Annotated in this window: 21 protein-coding genes (1 of these 21 running past the window's edge); 16 read left to right on the top strand and 5 right to left on the bottom strand. The window is 32.6% G+C overall.

The genetic code is table 11. The features are described 5' to 3' along the window. Window positions 1-5 precede the first annotated feature (5 nt). From GQR98_RS12185 to GQR98_RS12210, 6 genes are all read left to right on the top strand, one after another. Complete coding sequence (locus GQR98_RS12185) at window positions 6-305, top strand: hypothetical protein (RefSeq protein ID WP_159019735.1); 300 nt, start codon at window positions 6-8, stop codon at window positions 303-305. 109 nt (window positions 306-414) lie between these two features. Further along, window positions 415-825, top strand: a complete 411-nt coding sequence (gene ruvX / locus GQR98_RS12190) for a Holliday junction resolvase RuvX (protein WP_159019736.1) — start codon at window positions 415-417, stop codon at window positions 823-825. 119 nt (window positions 826-944) lie between these two features. After that, entirely contained in the window at window positions 945-1,535 is a 591-nt protein-coding gene (def, locus tag GQR98_RS12195; protein WP_042504762.1) for a peptide deformylase, read from the top strand. A 54-nt stretch (window positions 1,536-1,589) separates the two neighbouring features. Beyond that, window positions 1,590-2,021, top strand: coding sequence for a DUF5606 domain-containing protein (locus GQR98_RS12200; protein WP_159019737.1), 432 nt, complete (start codon window positions 1,590-1,592; stop codon window positions 2,019-2,021). 119 nt (window positions 2,022-2,140) lie between these two features. Then, on the top strand, window positions 2,141-2,812 hold the full coding sequence (locus GQR98_RS12205; RefSeq protein ID WP_042504760.1) for a Crp/Fnr family transcriptional regulator: 672 nt from the start codon (window positions 2,141-2,143) through the stop codon (window positions 2,810-2,812). Window positions 2,813-2,888: 76 nt separating this feature from the next. Continuing rightward, entirely contained in the window at window positions 2,889-3,761 is an 873-nt protein-coding gene (locus tag GQR98_RS12210; RefSeq protein ID WP_159019738.1) for an anti-sigma factor, read from the top strand. 69 nt (window positions 3,762-3,830) lie between these two features. Here GQR98_RS12210 and GQR98_RS12215 read toward each other — a convergent pair whose 3' ends face one another. Beyond that, window positions 3,831-4,415: an outer membrane beta-barrel protein gene (locus tag GQR98_RS12215; protein ID WP_159019739.1), complete on the bottom strand. Its 585-nt coding sequence runs from the start codon at window positions 4,413-4,415 to the stop codon at window positions 3,831-3,833. Between the two features lie 124 nt (window positions 4,416-4,539). On the opposite strand from GQR98_RS12215, the gene tgt reads away from it, so the two are divergent. The 10 genes from tgt (at window position 4,540) to GQR98_RS12265 (ending at window position 14,032) form a co-directional block, all read left to right on the top strand. Further along, on the top strand, window positions 4,540-5,670 hold the full coding sequence (tgt, locus tag GQR98_RS12220) for a tRNA guanosine(34) transglycosylase Tgt (protein WP_159019740.1): 1,131 nt from the start codon (window positions 4,540-4,542) through the stop codon (window positions 5,668-5,670). A 48-nt stretch (window positions 5,671-5,718) separates the two neighbouring features. Beyond that, complete coding sequence (locus GQR98_RS12225) at window positions 5,719-6,801, top strand: LptF/LptG family permease (protein ID WP_159019741.1); 1,083 nt, start codon at window positions 5,719-5,721, stop codon at window positions 6,799-6,801. After that, window positions 6,788-7,684, top strand: coding sequence for a DMT family transporter (locus tag GQR98_RS12230; protein WP_159019742.1), 897 nt, complete (start codon window positions 6,788-6,790; stop codon window positions 7,682-7,684). Before GQR98_RS12225 ends, GQR98_RS12230 begins: the two co-directional genes overlap by 14 nt. A gap of 68 nt (window positions 7,685-7,752) precedes the next feature. After that, the gene (locus GQR98_RS12235) at window positions 7,753-8,706 is read left to right on the top strand and encodes an acetyl-CoA carboxylase carboxyltransferase subunit alpha (RefSeq protein ID WP_042504757.1); all 954 of its coding nucleotides are present in this window, start codon (window positions 7,753-7,755) and stop codon (window positions 8,704-8,706) included. A gap of 170 nt (window positions 8,707-8,876) precedes the next feature. Continuing rightward, window positions 8,877-10,415, top strand: coding sequence for a replicative DNA helicase (gene dnaB, locus GQR98_RS12240; protein WP_159019743.1), 1,539 nt, complete (start codon window positions 8,877-8,879; stop codon window positions 10,413-10,415). Between the two features lie 294 nt (window positions 10,416-10,709). After that, window positions 10,710-11,894 carry an asparagine synthetase B gene (locus GQR98_RS12245; protein ID WP_159021157.1) on the top strand — a complete coding sequence of 395 codons (1,185 nt, stop codon included), beginning with the start codon at window positions 10,710-10,712 and terminating at the stop codon, window positions 11,892-11,894. A 41-nt stretch (window positions 11,895-11,935) separates the two neighbouring features. Next, the gene (locus tag GQR98_RS12250; protein WP_159019744.1) at window positions 11,936-12,214 is read left to right on the top strand and encodes an EF-hand domain-containing protein; all 279 of its coding nucleotides are present in this window, start codon (window positions 11,936-11,938) and stop codon (window positions 12,212-12,214) included. Window positions 12,215-12,234: 20 nt separating this feature from the next. After that, the gene (locus GQR98_RS12255; RefSeq protein WP_159019745.1) at window positions 12,235-12,657 is read left to right on the top strand and encodes a secondary thiamine-phosphate synthase enzyme YjbQ; all 423 of its coding nucleotides are present in this window, start codon (window positions 12,235-12,237) and stop codon (window positions 12,655-12,657) included. A 272-nt stretch (window positions 12,658-12,929) separates the two neighbouring features. Continuing rightward, complete coding sequence (locus GQR98_RS12260; protein WP_159019746.1) at window positions 12,930-13,376, top strand: YHS domain-containing (seleno)protein; 447 nt, start codon at window positions 12,930-12,932, stop codon at window positions 13,374-13,376. 5 nt (window positions 13,377-13,381) lie between these two features. Further along, on the top strand, window positions 13,382-14,032 hold the full coding sequence (locus GQR98_RS12265) for a hypothetical protein (protein ID WP_159019747.1): 651 nt from the start codon (window positions 13,382-13,384) through the stop codon (window positions 14,030-14,032). Window positions 14,033-14,139: 107 nt separating this feature from the next. On the opposite strand, the gene rplT is transcribed toward GQR98_RS12265, so the two are convergent. The 4 genes from rplT to thrS form a co-directional block, all read right to left on the bottom strand. Further along, window positions 14,140-14,484: a 50S ribosomal protein L20 gene (gene rplT / locus GQR98_RS12270; RefSeq protein ID WP_042495466.1), complete on the bottom strand. Its 345-nt coding sequence runs from the start codon at window positions 14,482-14,484 to the stop codon at window positions 14,140-14,142. A 110-nt stretch (window positions 14,485-14,594) separates the two neighbouring features. Next, window positions 14,595-14,792 carry a 50S ribosomal protein L35 gene (rpmI, locus tag GQR98_RS12275; protein ID WP_042495462.1) on the bottom strand — a complete coding sequence of 66 codons (198 nt, stop codon included), beginning with the start codon at window positions 14,790-14,792 and terminating at the stop codon, window positions 14,595-14,597. A 91-nt stretch (window positions 14,793-14,883) separates the two neighbouring features. Then, window positions 14,884-15,423, bottom strand: coding sequence for a translation initiation factor IF-3 (infC, locus tag GQR98_RS12280; protein WP_074937583.1), 540 nt, complete (start codon window positions 15,421-15,423; stop codon window positions 14,884-14,886). A 46-nt stretch (window positions 15,424-15,469) separates the two neighbouring features. Beyond that, window positions 15,470-16,325, bottom strand: the end of a protein-coding gene (thrS, locus tag GQR98_RS12285; protein WP_159019748.1) for a threonine--tRNA ligase. The gene runs 1,079 nt beyond the window's last position; 856 of the gene's 1,935 nt are visible here — the last part of the coding sequence; the start codon falls outside the window, past its right edge — the gene reads right to left on this strand; its stop codon occupies window positions 15,470-15,472.

Here is a 16,325-nt window from a genome sequence, read left to right on the forward strand (position 1 = left end):
CAAACATGAAAACAAATTTTATCATACTATTAATTTTACTTCTTACAGTTTCTATTGGAAACGCGCAAAGCGGTGATAGCGAGAATGTAGTTGTAAAAACTAGTGAAATTGTTTCTGTTGAAGATAATGCAAAACAAGATGCAGTTAATACTGTTGAAGAAGATAATACATTAATTGATACTGTAGAATTTGAAGCTATTTTAGCGCGTACTACAAGTGATATTAGAAGTTACTTAAATAGAGAAAGAAACATTAGCAACATTGGTTTATTGTTTCCTACTATCGAAAAAAGAGTAAAAGCATAATTAAAAAAATAAAATAGTTATATTATTAAGGTTATCTGAAAAGATAGCCTTTTTTGTTTTTAAACAGTTTCAATAGTATTAATAAACTATTTTTGCACAAAACTTATTTATGGCACGCATTTTAGCAATAGATTATGGCACCAAGCGCACCGGTATAGCAATTACCGATGAGTTACAAATTATTGCCTCTGGGCTTACTACAGTAAATACTAAGGAGATTTTTAGTTTTTTAAAAACATATACATCTAAAGAGCGTGTAGAGTTGTTTTTGGTAGGCGAGCCTAAACAAATGGACAACACAGCATCGGAGAGTGAGGTTTTTATTTCGAAGTTTTTGGATAAGCTAGAAAAGCAGTTTCCTAATATACCTGTAAAACGTGTTGATGAGCGTTTTACATCTAAAATGGCATTCCAAACTATGATTGATAGTGGTTTGAAAAAGAATCAAAGAAAAAATAAAGCTTTGGTAGACGAAATTAGTGCCACACTTATTTTACAGAGTTATTTGTATTCTAAATAAGTATTGCAATATTATTTTTCGGACTTTACTTAATAGATTAAAATCTGTTTTTTCTAAGTAAAAAGTTCGTAGTAAATTTATAGAATTGTACTTTTGCAGTTACTAACAAAAAACATAGAATGATTTTACCTATTGTAGCATACGGCGATCCCGTTTTAAAAAGAAAAGCGACCGATATTACTGAAGATTATCCAAAACTAGATGCCTTGGTGGATAACATGTTCGAAACCATGTACAACGCCTATGGTGTTGGTCTTGCTGCACCTCAAATAGGTTTGCCAATTCGTATGTTTTTAGTAGATACTACTCCTTTTGCTGATGATGAAGAATTAACAGAAGAGGAACAAAAAAGTTTAGAAGGTTTTAAACGTGTTTTTATAAATCCAAAAATCACTAAAGAAGAAGGAGAAGAGTGGGCTTTTAACGAAGGTTGCTTAAGTATTCCTGATGTTCGTGAAGATGTATTTAGAAAACCTGTTATTACTATTGAGTATTTAGATGAAAACTTTAAGGCACACACCGAAACATTCGATGGTTTAGTAGCAAGAGTAATTCAGCACGAATACGATCATATCGAAGGTGTTTTATTTACAGATAAACTATCTAGCCTAAAAAAGCGTTTAATAAAAGGACGACTTTCAAACATTTCTAAAGGCAAGATAAAAGTAGATTACAGAATGCGCTTTCCTGATCAAAAAAAGAAGAGATAATATTTGCAAGACATCAATAAACATTTGATATTTGCGACTTTCAAAAAATAATTTATGAGTTTAGATAAAGTTCTATCAATATCTGGAAAACCAGGTTTGTATAATTTAGTAACGCAAACCAGAGGTGGTTTTATAGCAGAATCGTTAATCGATAAAAAACGTATTACTGTAAATGTGCGTCAAAATGTTAGCGTTTTAAGCGAAATTGCTATTTATACTTTAACAGAAGAAGTACCGTTGAAACAAGTGTTTTTAAACATTAAAAACAAAGAAAATGGTCAAGAAAGTTCTGTTAAGCCTAAAGATGGTAAAGATAAATTAGAAGAATATTTTTTCGGTATTTTACCAGATTACGATGAAGATCGTGTTTATGCTAGTGATATTAAAAAAGTATTACAATGGTATAACTTATTAGTGAAAAATAATTTGCTAGATAATTTAGAAGCTGAAATTGCAGAAAGTAAAGCTGCAGACGAAGAAGAATAAATACTAGTTATTTAAAATATACATCAAAGCTTCCATATTATGGGAGCTTTTTTTTTGCTGTTATGTAAGTATTACAGCCTTTTTACGTCTATTAATGAGTTAATTAATTTCTTTTAAATATGAACTCACTTTGGTTTTTCGACGACGTAAATCTTTTTAAAGTCCTTTGTCCGCATAAGTTTAAAAATTATAAAAAAGATCATACTTTCGATGCTTATAAAAAGCAGGATTATATTTATTTCGAGCAAGATTTTGCCAATAAAGTCTATTTAATAGAAAAAGGCAAAGTTAAAATAGGATACTATAATGAAGATGGAGTAGAAGTTGTAAAAGCTATTTTAACCAAAGGAGAACTGTTTGGAGAAACGGCCATATTAGGCGATGATACCCGAGAAGAGTTTGCTCAATCTGTAGATAACGCAACAAGCATTTGCCCTGTTGGGGTAGATACTATGCACAATTTAATGCGAGACAATCAAACTTTTAGTTTTAAAGTCTATAAAGTAATAGGTTTTAAATTGAAAAAATTGGAACGTCGCTTGCAATTATTACTTTTTAAAGATGCCAAAACCCGTCTTCTAGAATTTCTACATGAATTATGCACCGATTATGGTTACGATTGTGACCAAACAGGAGATCGGGTAGTAAACCATCCATACACACAAAAAGATATCGCCTCGTTAATTGGTACCTCTAGACCAACTTTAAATGTGCTTTTAAATGAATTAAGAGATGAAAACGTACTTGAATTTAAAAGAAAAGAGATAAGAATTTATAAAAAAAGTGCTTAATGTTAGTTGGCTAACATTTTATAATGTTTTAGTGAAATACCTTTGGAGTATAAAACAATCACTAAAAAAAGATAAAATGATTAAGAACACAATTTTAGCAATGTTAGCCCTAGGGGTTTTAACAACATCATGCGATAGCGATGACGATAACGCACCAACAACAGCAAATTTAACAATCAACCTTACAGGTTTGGAAGAACTTGGTAGCGATTTTGTTTACGAAGGATGGGTAATTGTTGATGGAGCACCAGTTTCAACCGGAACATTTTCCTCAGTAGATTTTCCTCAATCTTTTTCTGTCGATGCAGATCAATTAGCAAGTGCATCAACATTTGTACTTTCTATTGAACCGGCAGTAGATTCTGACCCAGCTCCAGCTGCAACAAAAATTTTAGCAGGAGATTTTTCTGGTAGTTCAGCAAGTGTAAATTCAAATAATATAGTTGCAGATTTATCTTCTTCTACAGGGAAATATATTCTTGCAACACCTACAGATGAAGATGAAACTAACGAAGAAAGTGGAGTTTGGTTTTTAGATAACTCTGGCGAAGCAGCTGTTCAAGGTTTAGATTTACCAACACTATCTGACGGATGGGTATATGAAGGTTGGGTTGTATTCGATGGTACTCCAGTAAGTACAGGTACGTTTACAGATCCAAATGCTGCAGATAATAATGCTGCAACTTCAGTTTTTAAAGGAGATGCAGGTAATGGACCTGGTTATCCAGGAGAAGATTTTCTTCAAAACGCACCTTCAGGATTAACTTTTCCAACAGATTTAAAAGAAAGAACAATTGTTATCTCTGTAGAACCAAGTCCTGATAATAGCGATGCACCTTTCACATTAAAACCTTTAGCACATGTAGTTCCTGCGGATGCTATGAACCATACGGTAATAGATATGGGGGCTGGCCCAGTAGTAAGTTTATCTGGTACAGTAACAAGATAATATTAAAAATAAGTATAAAAAAAGCCCTAGTAATTTTTACTAGGGCTTTTTGTTTTTATAAAATTTAGACTATAAAATAATAGCTAAACTCAAAATTAGTTGATCTGGTCGTGTATCTAAACGACTATTGTTTATACCATTGTTTCCAATAAAAGTACCTTCATTTTCTGTAAACCCACGCTCATACCTTAAGTCAATACCAACTTTTTTGAAGTTAACGCCAACACCAAAATTAAGTCCAACTGAAAAATCATCTTCAATATCACCAATTGTAATACCGTCGAATTCAGTGTCTAAAATATATTGAAATGATGGACCTGCAAAAACACTAACAGGACCTAGAATTTTTAATCCAACTAAAATTGGAGCATCTAGTTTTTGCATTTCAAAGCTATCATTATCATAATCACTTTTTGTTTTTGTGTAAACAATTTCAGGTCTTAAATATAGCTTGTCACCAATTTTCCCAAATAAACCAATGTGGTATCCAACATTTCTATCTGGATTTTTTGCATTTTCATTAATAGATTCTACATACTTGCCATTGGCATTGTAATTTAAACCTCCTTTAATACCAATACCACTAGCTGTTTGTGCAAAAGCTGCTGATGGGACAACAATGGCGACTACTAAAATTAAAAATAAATTTTTCATAATGTTCGTTTTAAGATTTCGTTTATTATTACAAAAACGTTGCCAAAGTTAAATTATTTCCTTTTTTTAAATATTGCTTTCGGATTTTAGTTAATTATCTTTGCCAACTGATACAAATATAGAGATGAAATTCGAATTAAACGCAAAAGACCCACAAAGCAAAGCTAGAGCAGGAAAATTAACTACAGATCATGGTGTAATAGAAACACCAATTTTTATGCCTGTGGGAACTGTTGGAACGGTTAAGGGAGTGCATCAAAGGGAGTTAAAGAATGATATTAACCCCGATATTATTTTAGGAAACACTTATCATTTATACCTAAGACCCCAAACACACGTGCTAGAAAAAGCCGGAGGACTTCATAAATTTATGAATTGGGATAGAAATATTTTAACCGATTCTGGTGGGTACCAAGTGTATTCTCTTTCGGCAAATAGAAAGATAAAAGAGGAAGGTGTGAAGTTTAAATCACATATCGATGGTAGTTACCATACATTTACGCCAGAAAATGTTATGGAAATTCAACGTACTATTGGAGCCGATATTATTATGGCTTTTGATGAGTGCACACCATATCCTTGCGATTATAATTACGCGAAACGATCTATGCACATGACGCATCGTTGGTTAGACCGTTGTATTAATCATCTTGAAAAAACACCTTTAAAGTACGATTACGATCAGGCATTTTTTCCAATTGTACAAGGAAGTACTTATAAAGACCTTAGAAAACAATCGGCTGAATATATTGCCAACTCTGGAGCTGTAGGAAATGCTATTGGTGGTTTATCTGTAGGAGAACCTGCTGAAGAAATGTATGCCATGACGGATGTGGTTTGTTCTATTTTACCAGAAGAAAAACCAAGATATTTAATGGGAGTAGGTACACCAATCAATATTTTAGAAAATATTGCGTTAGGTGTAGATATGTTCGATTGTGTTATGCCAACTAGAAATGCTAGAAATGGGATGTTATTTACAGCGCATGGCTCTATCAATATTAAAAATTTAAAATGGGCAGAAGATTTTTCTCCAATCGACGAGATGGGGATAACTTTTGTAGATACGGAATATAGTAAAGCGTATTTACGTCATTTATTTACAGTTAACGAATTGTTAGGTAAGCAAATAGCAACCATACATAATTTAGGTTTTTATATGTGGTTGGTTCGCGAAGCAAGAAAACATATATTAGCAGGAGATTTTAATGACTGGAAAAACCAAATGGTAAAACAAATGGCTAATAGACTTTAGAAGAATTAAAATATTGAAACACTGCTTGTTTATTGAAGCTGTATAAGTATGAAAATATTAGATTGGTACATATTAAAACGCTATTTATTTACATTTTTAATGATGTTACTGCTGTTTATACCTATTGGGATAACAGTACACTTAGCAGAAAAAATTGGTAAAATTTTAGAAAACGAAGTGCCTTTTGGAGAAGTGCTTATTTATTTTTTAGATTTTACTATCTATTTTGCACATCTACTTTTTCCTCTATTTTTATTCCTATCTGTAATTTGGTTTACTTCAAAGCTAGCAAATAATACAGAAGTTATTGCTTTTTTAAGTTCGGGAGTATCGTTTACAAGGTTTTTACGTCCTTATATGATAGGTGCTACAATTGTTGGAGCATTGTCTATAATTTTAGGTTTATATCTTGCTCCTAATGCCAGTAAAGGTTTTAATGATTTTAGTTATAAATACTTAAAAAAGGGTAAGAGTGCTGTAGAAAACACTAATGTTTTCAGACAAATAAATGATAACGATATTATATACGTTAGTAGTTTTGATGTTAAAAACAGTATAGGGCGAAATTTTACTTTAGAACATTTTGAAGAGAATGAGCTTGTTTATAAAATTACTGCCGATAAAATTAAATATATTGAAAAAGATTCGTCTTCAACTTACGAATTAACCAATTATACTAAGCGTATCATTGGTCAAAATGAAGATGAATTAGGTATATTAAAGAAAAAAGACACACTTTTTGCCTTTGACGTAGGTGATTTAATTCCAGAAATCTATGCGGCAGAAACTAAAATGTATGGTGATTTAAAGCAATTTATAGCAAAAGAAGAATCGAGAGGATCCTCTAATGTTGGCCGATTTAAATTGGTGCTATATAGAAAATGGAGTTTACCTGTTTCTGTATTTATTTTAACCATTATTGCTGTAGCCGTTTCTTCGAAAAAGCGCCGTGGTGGTATGGGGGTTAACCTTGCTGTAGGTATTTGTATAGCCATGATATTTGTGTTTTTTGATAAAATATTTGGAGTAATGGCCGAGCAGTCAGATTTTAATCCACTTATAGCTGTATGGTTTCCGAATATAATTTTTGGAGTATTGGCTGCTTATCTGTTGTACAATGCAAAGCGCTAATTTTAAAGATTATTTTCATTTACATATTCTTGTTTTTATTGCTGGATTTACGGCAATTTTAGGCGAGTTAATTACTATTGAAGCAATTTCTTTGGTTTGGTTTCGTATGTTAATGGCATCGGTTTTACTTGTGGTTTATGTGTTATGTTCTAAGGTAAATTTAAAAGTAAATCCGAGGGCTTTATTACGGCTTTCGTTTGCAGGAGTTATTATTGCCTTACATTGGATTACTTTTTTTGGAGCTATCGATGCCTCAAATGTTTCTACAACCCTGGCAGTTTTTTCAACCGGTACTTTTTTTGCATCTATAATAGAACCTATTGTTTATAAACGTAAAGTTTTATGGTATGAAATTCTATTCGGCATACTTGCTATTGTAGGCGTTTGTATTATTACACAAAGTGAAGTAGAGTATCTCACAGGAATTATTCTAGGTGTTTTATCCGCCTTTTTTTCGTCATTATTTGCGGTGCTCAATGGTAGTTTTCTTAAACAACATTCAGCAACTGTTATTTCGTTTTACGAGTTTATAAGTGGGGTGTTATTCATTACTATTTACATTTTATGCTTTGGAGAGGGGTTTTCTGTAGAGTTTTTCAGTTTAAGCACTTCCGATTTTTGGTACCTTTTCATCTTAGCATCCGTTTGTACTACATATGCTTTTATAGCATCGGTTTATATTATGAAAACCATAAGCCCTTATACCGTAGTACTTACCTACAATTTAGAACCTGTTTATGGCATTATTTTAGCCTTAATTCTATTTCCGGAGAAAGAAAAAATGAGTCCATCATTTTATTACGGAGCCCTTGTTATTATTACCGTTGTTATGTTAAATGTGTTAGTTAAAAACCGTAGAAAGATAAAAAGAAGTCGCTCATAATGTATTAACAAAATTAAAGTTTTTATATTTGCAGACTAACTCTAATAATTAGTCAAAACAAATTTCCTATGGAATATTTAGAATTTGAACTCCCAATAAAAGAGCTTGAAGATCAATTACAGAAATGTAAAATTATTGGTGAAGAAAGCGAAGTGGATGTTACAGAAACATGTACGCAGATAGAAAAAAAGCTTAAAGAAGCTCAAAAAGATATTTATAAAAACCTAACGGCTTGGCAACGTGTACAGATGTCTCGTCATCCAGAACGTCCTTATACTTTAGATTATATTAAAGCTATTTGTGGTAATTCTTTCTTAGAATTACATGGAGATAGAAGCTTTAAAGATGATAAAGCAATGATTGGCGGGTTGGGTAAAATTGGAGATCAAAGTTTTATGTTCATTGGTCAACAAAAAGGATACAATACCAAAACAAGACAATACAGAAATTTTGGTATGGCTAACCCAGAAGGATACCGAAAAGCATTACGTTTAATGAAATCTGCTGAAAAATTCGGAATTCCTGTGGTAACACTTTTAGATACTCCTGGAGCTTACCCTGGTTTAGAAGCTGAAGAGCGTGGACAAGGAGAGGCTATTGCTAGAAATATTTTAGAAATGACACGCCTTAAAGTGCCAATTATAACTATAGTTGTTGGTGAAGGTGCATCAGGTGGAGCATTAGGTATAGGTGTTGGAGATGTTGTTATGATGTTAGAAAATACATGGTATTCTGTTATTTCTCCAGAATCATGTTCGTCTATTTTATGGCGTAGTTGGGAGTATAAAGAATTAGCTGCATCAGCGTTGAAGTTAACGGCACCTGATATGAAAAAGCTAAAAATTGTTGATGAGATTATAAAAGAACCTCTTGGAGGCGCACATCGCGATAGAACAAAAACTTTTACATCGGTTAGTAATGCCATTACAAAACATTATGAGGTGTTAAAAAAGTTATCAGAAAAAGATTTAGTTGCCCAACGTATGGATAAATATCTACAAATGGGGGTTTACAAAGACTAACCCATAGAAAACATACTTAAGAAAAAAATCTGAAGGGTATCACTTCAGATTTTTTTTATGCTTATTCACAATATATTTAAGTTATTAACAGTTAAATTGTTAACCAATGGTTAACAATCATAGCCGTAAAAATCTATAAACCTACTTCAATTTTAATTACTTTCGTAGTTATGAAACAACCAAACCCCGTTCAGGGATATAAAGTCGATAAAAGCACACTAATAAGCCTCGAAAAAGGAAAAATACCTCCTCAAGCGATTGATTTAGAAGAGGTTGTTTTAGGGGCAATGATGATTGATAAAAAAGGTGTCGATGAAGTTATCGATATTTTAGCACCCGATGCATTTTATAAAGAAGCACATCAACATATATTTGAAGCTATTTTTACGTTATTTGAAAATAGTGAACCTGTCGATTTATTAACCGTTTCAACACAGTTAAAGAAAAATGCAAAGTTAGAGCAAGCAGGTGGTGATTTTTACCTCATTTCTTTAACGCAAAAAGTATCATCTTCTGCGCATATTGAGTTTCACGCACGTATTATTCTGCAAAAATTTATTCAGCGTAGTTTAATAAAAATTTCAAATGAAATTATTGAAGATGCTTACGATGAAACTAAAGATGTATTCGATTTATTAGATACAGCCGAGTCTAAATTATATGAAGTTACACAGGGTAATATTAAAAAATCTAGTGAAACCGCTCAAGATTTAGTAATTCAGGCCAAAAAGAAGATTGAAGAAATTTCTAATAAAGAAGGTTTGAGTGGTATTCCAACAGGATTTACCAAACTAGATAAATTAACCTCAGGGTGGCAACCTTCCGATTTAATTATTGTTGCGGCACGTCCTGGTATGGGTAAAACGGCATTAACTTTATCTATGGCACGAAATATTGCTGTAGATCAAAATGTACCCGTTGCCTTTTTCTCATTAGAGATGGCATCTGTACAGTTAATTATGCGTTTAATTTCTAGTGAAACAGGTTTGTCTTCAGAAAAATTAAGAACAGGTAAGCTCGAAAAGCACGAATGGGAACAACTTAACGTAAAAGTAAAAAGTTTAGAAAAAGCACCATTATTTATTGATGATACGCCGTCACTTTCTATTTTCGATTTACGTGCAAAAGCGCGTCGTTTATCGTCTCAACATGGTATAAAATTAATCATGATTGATTACTTACAGTTAATGACAGGAGGATCGAGCCATGGAGGAAACCGTGAACAGGAGATTTCGATGATTTCTCGAAACTTAAAAGCATTAGCCAAAGAATTAATGGTGCCAGTAATTGCACTATCTCAATTATCTCGTGCGGTGGAAACACGTGGAGGAAGTAAGCGTCCGTTACTATCGGATTTACGTGAATCTGGTGCGATTGAGCAGGATGCCGATATTGTAAGTTTTATTTATCGTCCTGAATACTATAAAATTGATGAATGGGATGATGATGAACGCTCTCCAACAGAAGGCCAAGCCGAATTTATTATTGCAAAACACCGTAATGGTGGTTTAGAAAATATTAGACTGAAATTTATCGGTAACTTAGGTAAGTTCGACAATTTAGATGATTTTGATTCACCGTTTGAATTCCATTCTAAAATGAATGCGGCTGCAAATGATGATACCTTCCAAGCTGATAATTTTAAGGCGAGTCCAGACCAAGCTTTTGGAAGTTCATTTAATGATGATGATAACGAAGTACCATTTTAGTGTTAATTAGTTTATTATAGAATTTATATAGAGATTTTCAATCTCAAAAAAGGAAAATTATTCCTAGAAATAGTCCAAAAATAGTATCGATTTTATCAAATAGAATCATAAATACTGTTTTTTATCCCCACAAAAATTAAGTATCTTTCGCTTATATAATTCAATTTCTCAGTTGATTTTTATTAATTAACTGAGAAATTATTTTTAGGCAATCTCAAATTGAAAAAGATAATCTTTACATTATTATTTATATGCTTAGCATGTAAAACCTACGCATCCTATGTTTTTATTCCTATGGGTGTAGATAATCAAAAAAATCACTTAAAAGCATACGGAATTACCTATTGGGTTCTTAATAAAGATCTTAAAGTAAAATGGCTCCTTAATTATCAAGGTGGTTCGTTTTTACTTCCCGATACGGAAGCTATTCAAAGAGAATGCCAAATACGAGGTGTATCTTTCGATGTTATTTCTAACGCTAAAGCGGAAGCTATTTTGGAAGACATAAGTAGTCCTAGCCAAAATATGGAAGCCGTTGTTTTAGAAAAGGCCCCAAAAATTGCGGTTTATACGCCAGAAGGAAAATTACCTTGGGATGATGCTGTAACTATGGTGTTAAACTATGCCGAAATTCCTTATGAAACCGTTTATGATGAAGAAGTTTTAAACGATGGTTTATTATTATTCGATTGGTTGCACCTGCATCATGAAGATTTTACCGGACAATTCGGTAAATTCTATGGAGCTTATCGCGCGGCATCGTGGTATATAAACGAGAAACAAGCAGCAGAAACTCTAGCTCAAAAATTAGGATACAATAAAGTTTCTGAAGAAAAATCTGCAGTAGCTCATAAAATTAGAGACTATGTTGTCGGTGGTGGTTTTATGTTTGCTATGTGTAGCGCTACAGATAGTTTTGATATTGCCCTATCGGCAGAAGGTGTAGATATTTGCGAACCTATGTTTGATGGCGATGGGAGCGATGCAGGATATCAAAATAAAATAAATTTCAATAAAACATTTGCATTTACTAATTATCAATTAGAGAGAAGTCCTACGGTTTACGAGTTTTCTTCTATTGATATGACGCAGAAACGCAAGGTAAGTAAAACAACCGATTATTTTTCTCTTATGGAATTCTCAGCAAAATGGGATCCTATTCCATCTATGTTGTGTCAAAATCATACCGCTTTAGTTAAAGGTTTTATGGGGCAAACAACATCTTTTACTCGAGATGAAATAAAATCGAACGTTTTGGTTATGGGTGAAAATAAAACCAATGGCGAAGCAAAATATATCCATGGCATAAAGGGAAAAGGCTTCTTTACATTTTATGGCGGGCACGATCCTGAAGATTATCAACACCGTGTTGGAGACCCTAAAACGGAATTGGATTTACATCCAACATCACCGGGTTACAGATTAATTCTTAATAATGTGTTATTTCCTGCTGCAAAAAAGAAGAAACAGAAAACATAGTAGCTCTTATTTTTAATTTATAACAATAAAAACTTAAAAACATGGCATCAAAAAAAGCAATACTCAACAAAATACAAATAGTTCTTACCAATCATTTTGAAACTCCAGAAGACGCATTTAACTTTTTTGATAAAAGTGGAGACGGTAAATTATCTAAAAGTGAAATAGTAGCTTTACTTAAGGAAGCTGAGATTAATGGTTTTATTCGAGGATTAGTGTCATCAAAATTGATTGATGGTTATGATAAGGATGGTGATGATAAAATTGATTGGAAAGAGTTTAAAAAAGCCATTTCGGAAATAGCCAAAGATGGAAAATAATGGTAAAAGTTTTGTTTTAAATGAAAATTTTTCAAAAAGAAATTAAATTAGAACCTCATAAAAGAGGCTTTCATTTAATAACAGATACTATTTTGGATGCAATTCCTGAAATTGTAGAGATTCAAATAGGGCAATTACAGGTTTTTGTTAAGCATACATCAGCAAGTTTAACTATTAACGAAAATGCAGATAGTACTGTTAGAACGGATTTTGAAAGTCATTTTAATAAAATGATTCCAGAAAACGCACCATATTATAAGCATACTTATGAGGGACCTGATGATATGCCTGCTCATATTAAAGCATCCCTATTAGGATCATCAGTTCAAATACCAATTACTAATGGTAAATTAAATTTAGGTATTTGGCAAGGTATTTATTTATGCGAACATCGCGATTATGGAGGAGCAAGACAAATAGTTATCAGTGCTTTTGGTATGTGAAATGAATTACTAAATTGCAGCAATAGATTCTGAATAAAATAAAAAAGAGCGCTTATCTAAAATAGATAGACGCTCTTTTTTTTGCCAAAATTTTTAGAATAAACTATAATTACGATGTTGTTTTGACTAAAGATAAACCTTTTGAATTTCTTTATTTGAAAGGATGCACGGGGCATTGCGACTTACTTTAGCATAACCTTGAGATATGATTACAATTTAAAGTGCTCTTGGAAAATAAAGTAATAACAATAAATAATATTAATACCTAACTAATGAAAAATTTAATAGCTCTAATTCTCTTCGTATTTAGTCAAACTATATTCGCTCAAAACATCGATTTCAATACTAAAAAAGGTTTTGTAATAGAAGGTTTCGATGTCGTTTCATATTTTAATAATGCACCTAAAAAAGGAAATGATTCTTATGTAGCGAACTACAAAGGAGGAAAGTTCAAATTTTCAACACAAAGCAATCTAGACACTTTTAATGAAAATCCTGAAAAGTACGTACCGGAATATGGCGGATATTGTGCTTATGCGATTGCTGTAAAGGGAGACAAAGTTTCCGTAGATCCAGAAACTTACGAAATTAGAGATGGTAAATTATACTTGTTTTACAATTCATGGGGAATTAATACCCTTAAATCTTGGTTAGACGAATCTCCAGACAACTTAAAGGAAAAGGCAGATACGAACTGGAAACAAATAAATCGAAGTTAGAAAAGATGGATTTGATTCTTTATTTACTTATTGGTTTTTCTGCAGCGGTACTTGGCGCACTTCCTTTGGGTACTACAAATATTGCAGTGATAAACACAACCATTAAAGAAAACGTAGAAAGTGCTCTAAAAATAGTATACCCTGCTGCTTTTGCAGAACTTATTTTAATAGTATTTGCTATCAGTTTTAACAGCCAAATAGAAATGTTTATTAATATGAATATTTGGTTACAGTATACTATTGTAGCTATTTTTATTGTAGTTGGTGCCATTCTTCTCTCAGGAAGAACAGAGTGCGTTAAAGATGAGAATGATGAGTGTGTGATAATTAAAAAAAGGAGAAGGCCGGTTTCAAAACAAATGTTAGGTTTCTTTTTAGGTTTAGTTAATCCAACGGTTCTTATTTATTGGATATTTATAACCACATATTTAAATAGTAATATAATAGATTTAAGCTTTGCTGTAAACTATAAGCTTTTTGTTTTGTTTTTAACAGGTGCGTACCTCGGTAAACTTTTAGTGTTGTATGCATATAGTAAGTTTAGTGATGTTCTAAAGGTAAAGGTGTCAAATGTGACCAAGCGTGTAAATAGAGTTATAGGTGTGTTACTACTTTGCGTATCCGTATTTCAGATAACTAAATTGATTTACCTTTAATATGTACTTAACTTATTTAAATAAAAGGCATAAAAAAATCCGATTCAATTAAGAATCGGATTTTTTTTTATTAAGCGAATAATATGTTTTACAATAGGCGGAACGCCTTATTTTACTTTCTCGATTACGGCTTTAAAAGCCTCTGGGTTGTTCATAGCTAAATCGGCTAAAACCTTACGGTTTAATTCGATATCATTAGCTTTTAATTTCCCCATAAATTGAGAATAAGATAAACCATGTAAACGGGCTCCTGCGTTAATACGCGTGATCCATAATGCACGGAATGTTCTCTTTTTATTTCTACGGTCTCTGTACGAGTATTGCATCGCTTTATCAACCGCATTTTTTGCTACTGTCCAAACGTTTTTACGACGTCCAAAGTAACCTTTTGCTTGTTTTAGAACCTTTTTTCTACGGGCTCTTTTTGCTACAGAATTTACTGATCTTGGCATAATTTTAATTGTTTTTTTGTAGTAGGCGGTCTATAAATAGACACTTTTTATAAATTGAGCCTAACTCCAGGGTTTATAATTTATTTAACCAACGTTAAAACAGGTTGTGTTTATTTTAAACGCAACATTGTTTTAATGTTATTTTCGTCTGCTTTATGTACTAATGTATCATGACGCAGTGCTAGCTTACGCTTTTTAGACTTCTTTGTTAAGATGTGACTTTTAAAAGCGTGCTTTCTTTTTAATTTACCAGTACCAGTAAGCTTGAAACGCTTTTTAGCACTAGATTTTGTTTTCATTTTAGGCATTTTTTTCTCCTAGATTTTAATTATTTCGCTTAATTATTTTTCTGCCAAATGCATTTGGCAACTTATCTTTATCCTAATAAATTAGGGCAATTTACTTTTTAGGAGCAATAAACATAGTCATACGTTTACCTTCCAGTCTTGGCATTTGTTCTACTTTTCCAAGTTCTTCTAGATCTTGAGCTAAACGTAGTAACAGGATTTGGCCTTGTTCTTTAAATATAATAGAACGTCCTTTAAAAAACACAAATGCTTTTAGCTTTGCACCTTCTTTAAGGAATTTTTCGGCATGCTTCCTTTTAAATGCGTAATCATGATCATCAGTTTGAGGTCCAAAACGAATCTCTTTGATAGTCACTTTTGTAGCTTTAGATTTTAAAGCCTTATCACGCTTCTTTTGTTCGTAAAGAAACTTTTTATAGTCCATAACCTTACAAACAGGGGGCTCAGCATTTGGTGATATTTCTACAAGATCTAATCCTTGTGTGTCAGCTATTCGCATAGCGTCACCTTTGGTATAAATACCGATTTCAACGTTGTCTCCTACAAGACGCAGTTTTTGTGCTGTAATTTTCGAGTTTATCTTGTGTTTATCCTCTTGTGAAACCCTTCTCGGTTGATGTCTTCTTCTAATTGCTATGGCCTTAAAATTTTAAATTAAACTTAATTGTATTTTGTTGTTAAAACGATTTTAACGTTTTTTTAATCTCATTCTTTATTATTTCAGAGAAGTCGTCAACGGATATCATTCCTAAATCTTCTCCACCGTGTTGGCGTACAGATATTTTGCCTTCTTGCTCTTCTTGTTCCCCTATAATAATCATATACGGGTGTTTTTGCATTTCAGATTCTCTAATCTTCTTCCCAATAGTTTCATTTCTATGGTCTACAAGGGCGCGAATTTCGTCATTTTCTAGCAAATTTAAAACTTTTTCCGAGTATTTTTCATATTTCTCGCTAATAGATAAAATAATTACCTGCACTGGCATAAGCCAAAGCGGGAAGTTACCACCTGTATGTTCCAATAATAATGCCACAAAGCGTTCCATACTTCCAAAAGGAGCACGGTGTATCATAACAGGGCGATGAACCTCGTTATCACTGCCTTTGTACGTTAATTCAAAGCGCTCAGGGAGGTTATAATCTACTTGTATTGTACCAAGTTGCCACTTTCTTCCTAGGGCATCTTTCACCATGAAATCTAGTTTCGGACCGTAAAAAGCAGCCTCTCCTTCTTCTATAATAAAATCTAAACCTTTATCGGTAGCTGCATTAATAATAGCCTGCTCTGCTTTTTCCCAATTGGCAACATCACCAATGTATTTGTCGGGATTTTGAGGATCTCTTACAGAAACCTGAGCAGTAAAGTTTTCAAAACCTAAAGATCCAAATACATAAAGTACTAAATCAATTACGCTTTTAAACTCTTCATCTAATTGTTTTGGGGTGCAAAAAATATGCGCATCATCTTGAGTAAAGCCTCTAACTCGAGTTAGTCCATGGAGTTCTCCACTTTGTTCATATCTATAAACCGTA

It is taken from the genome of Algibacter sp. L3A6 (assembly GCF_009796825.1).
In the GTDB taxonomy this organism is placed as follows: Bacteria; Bacteroidota; Bacteroidia; order Flavobacteriales; family Flavobacteriaceae; genus Algibacter.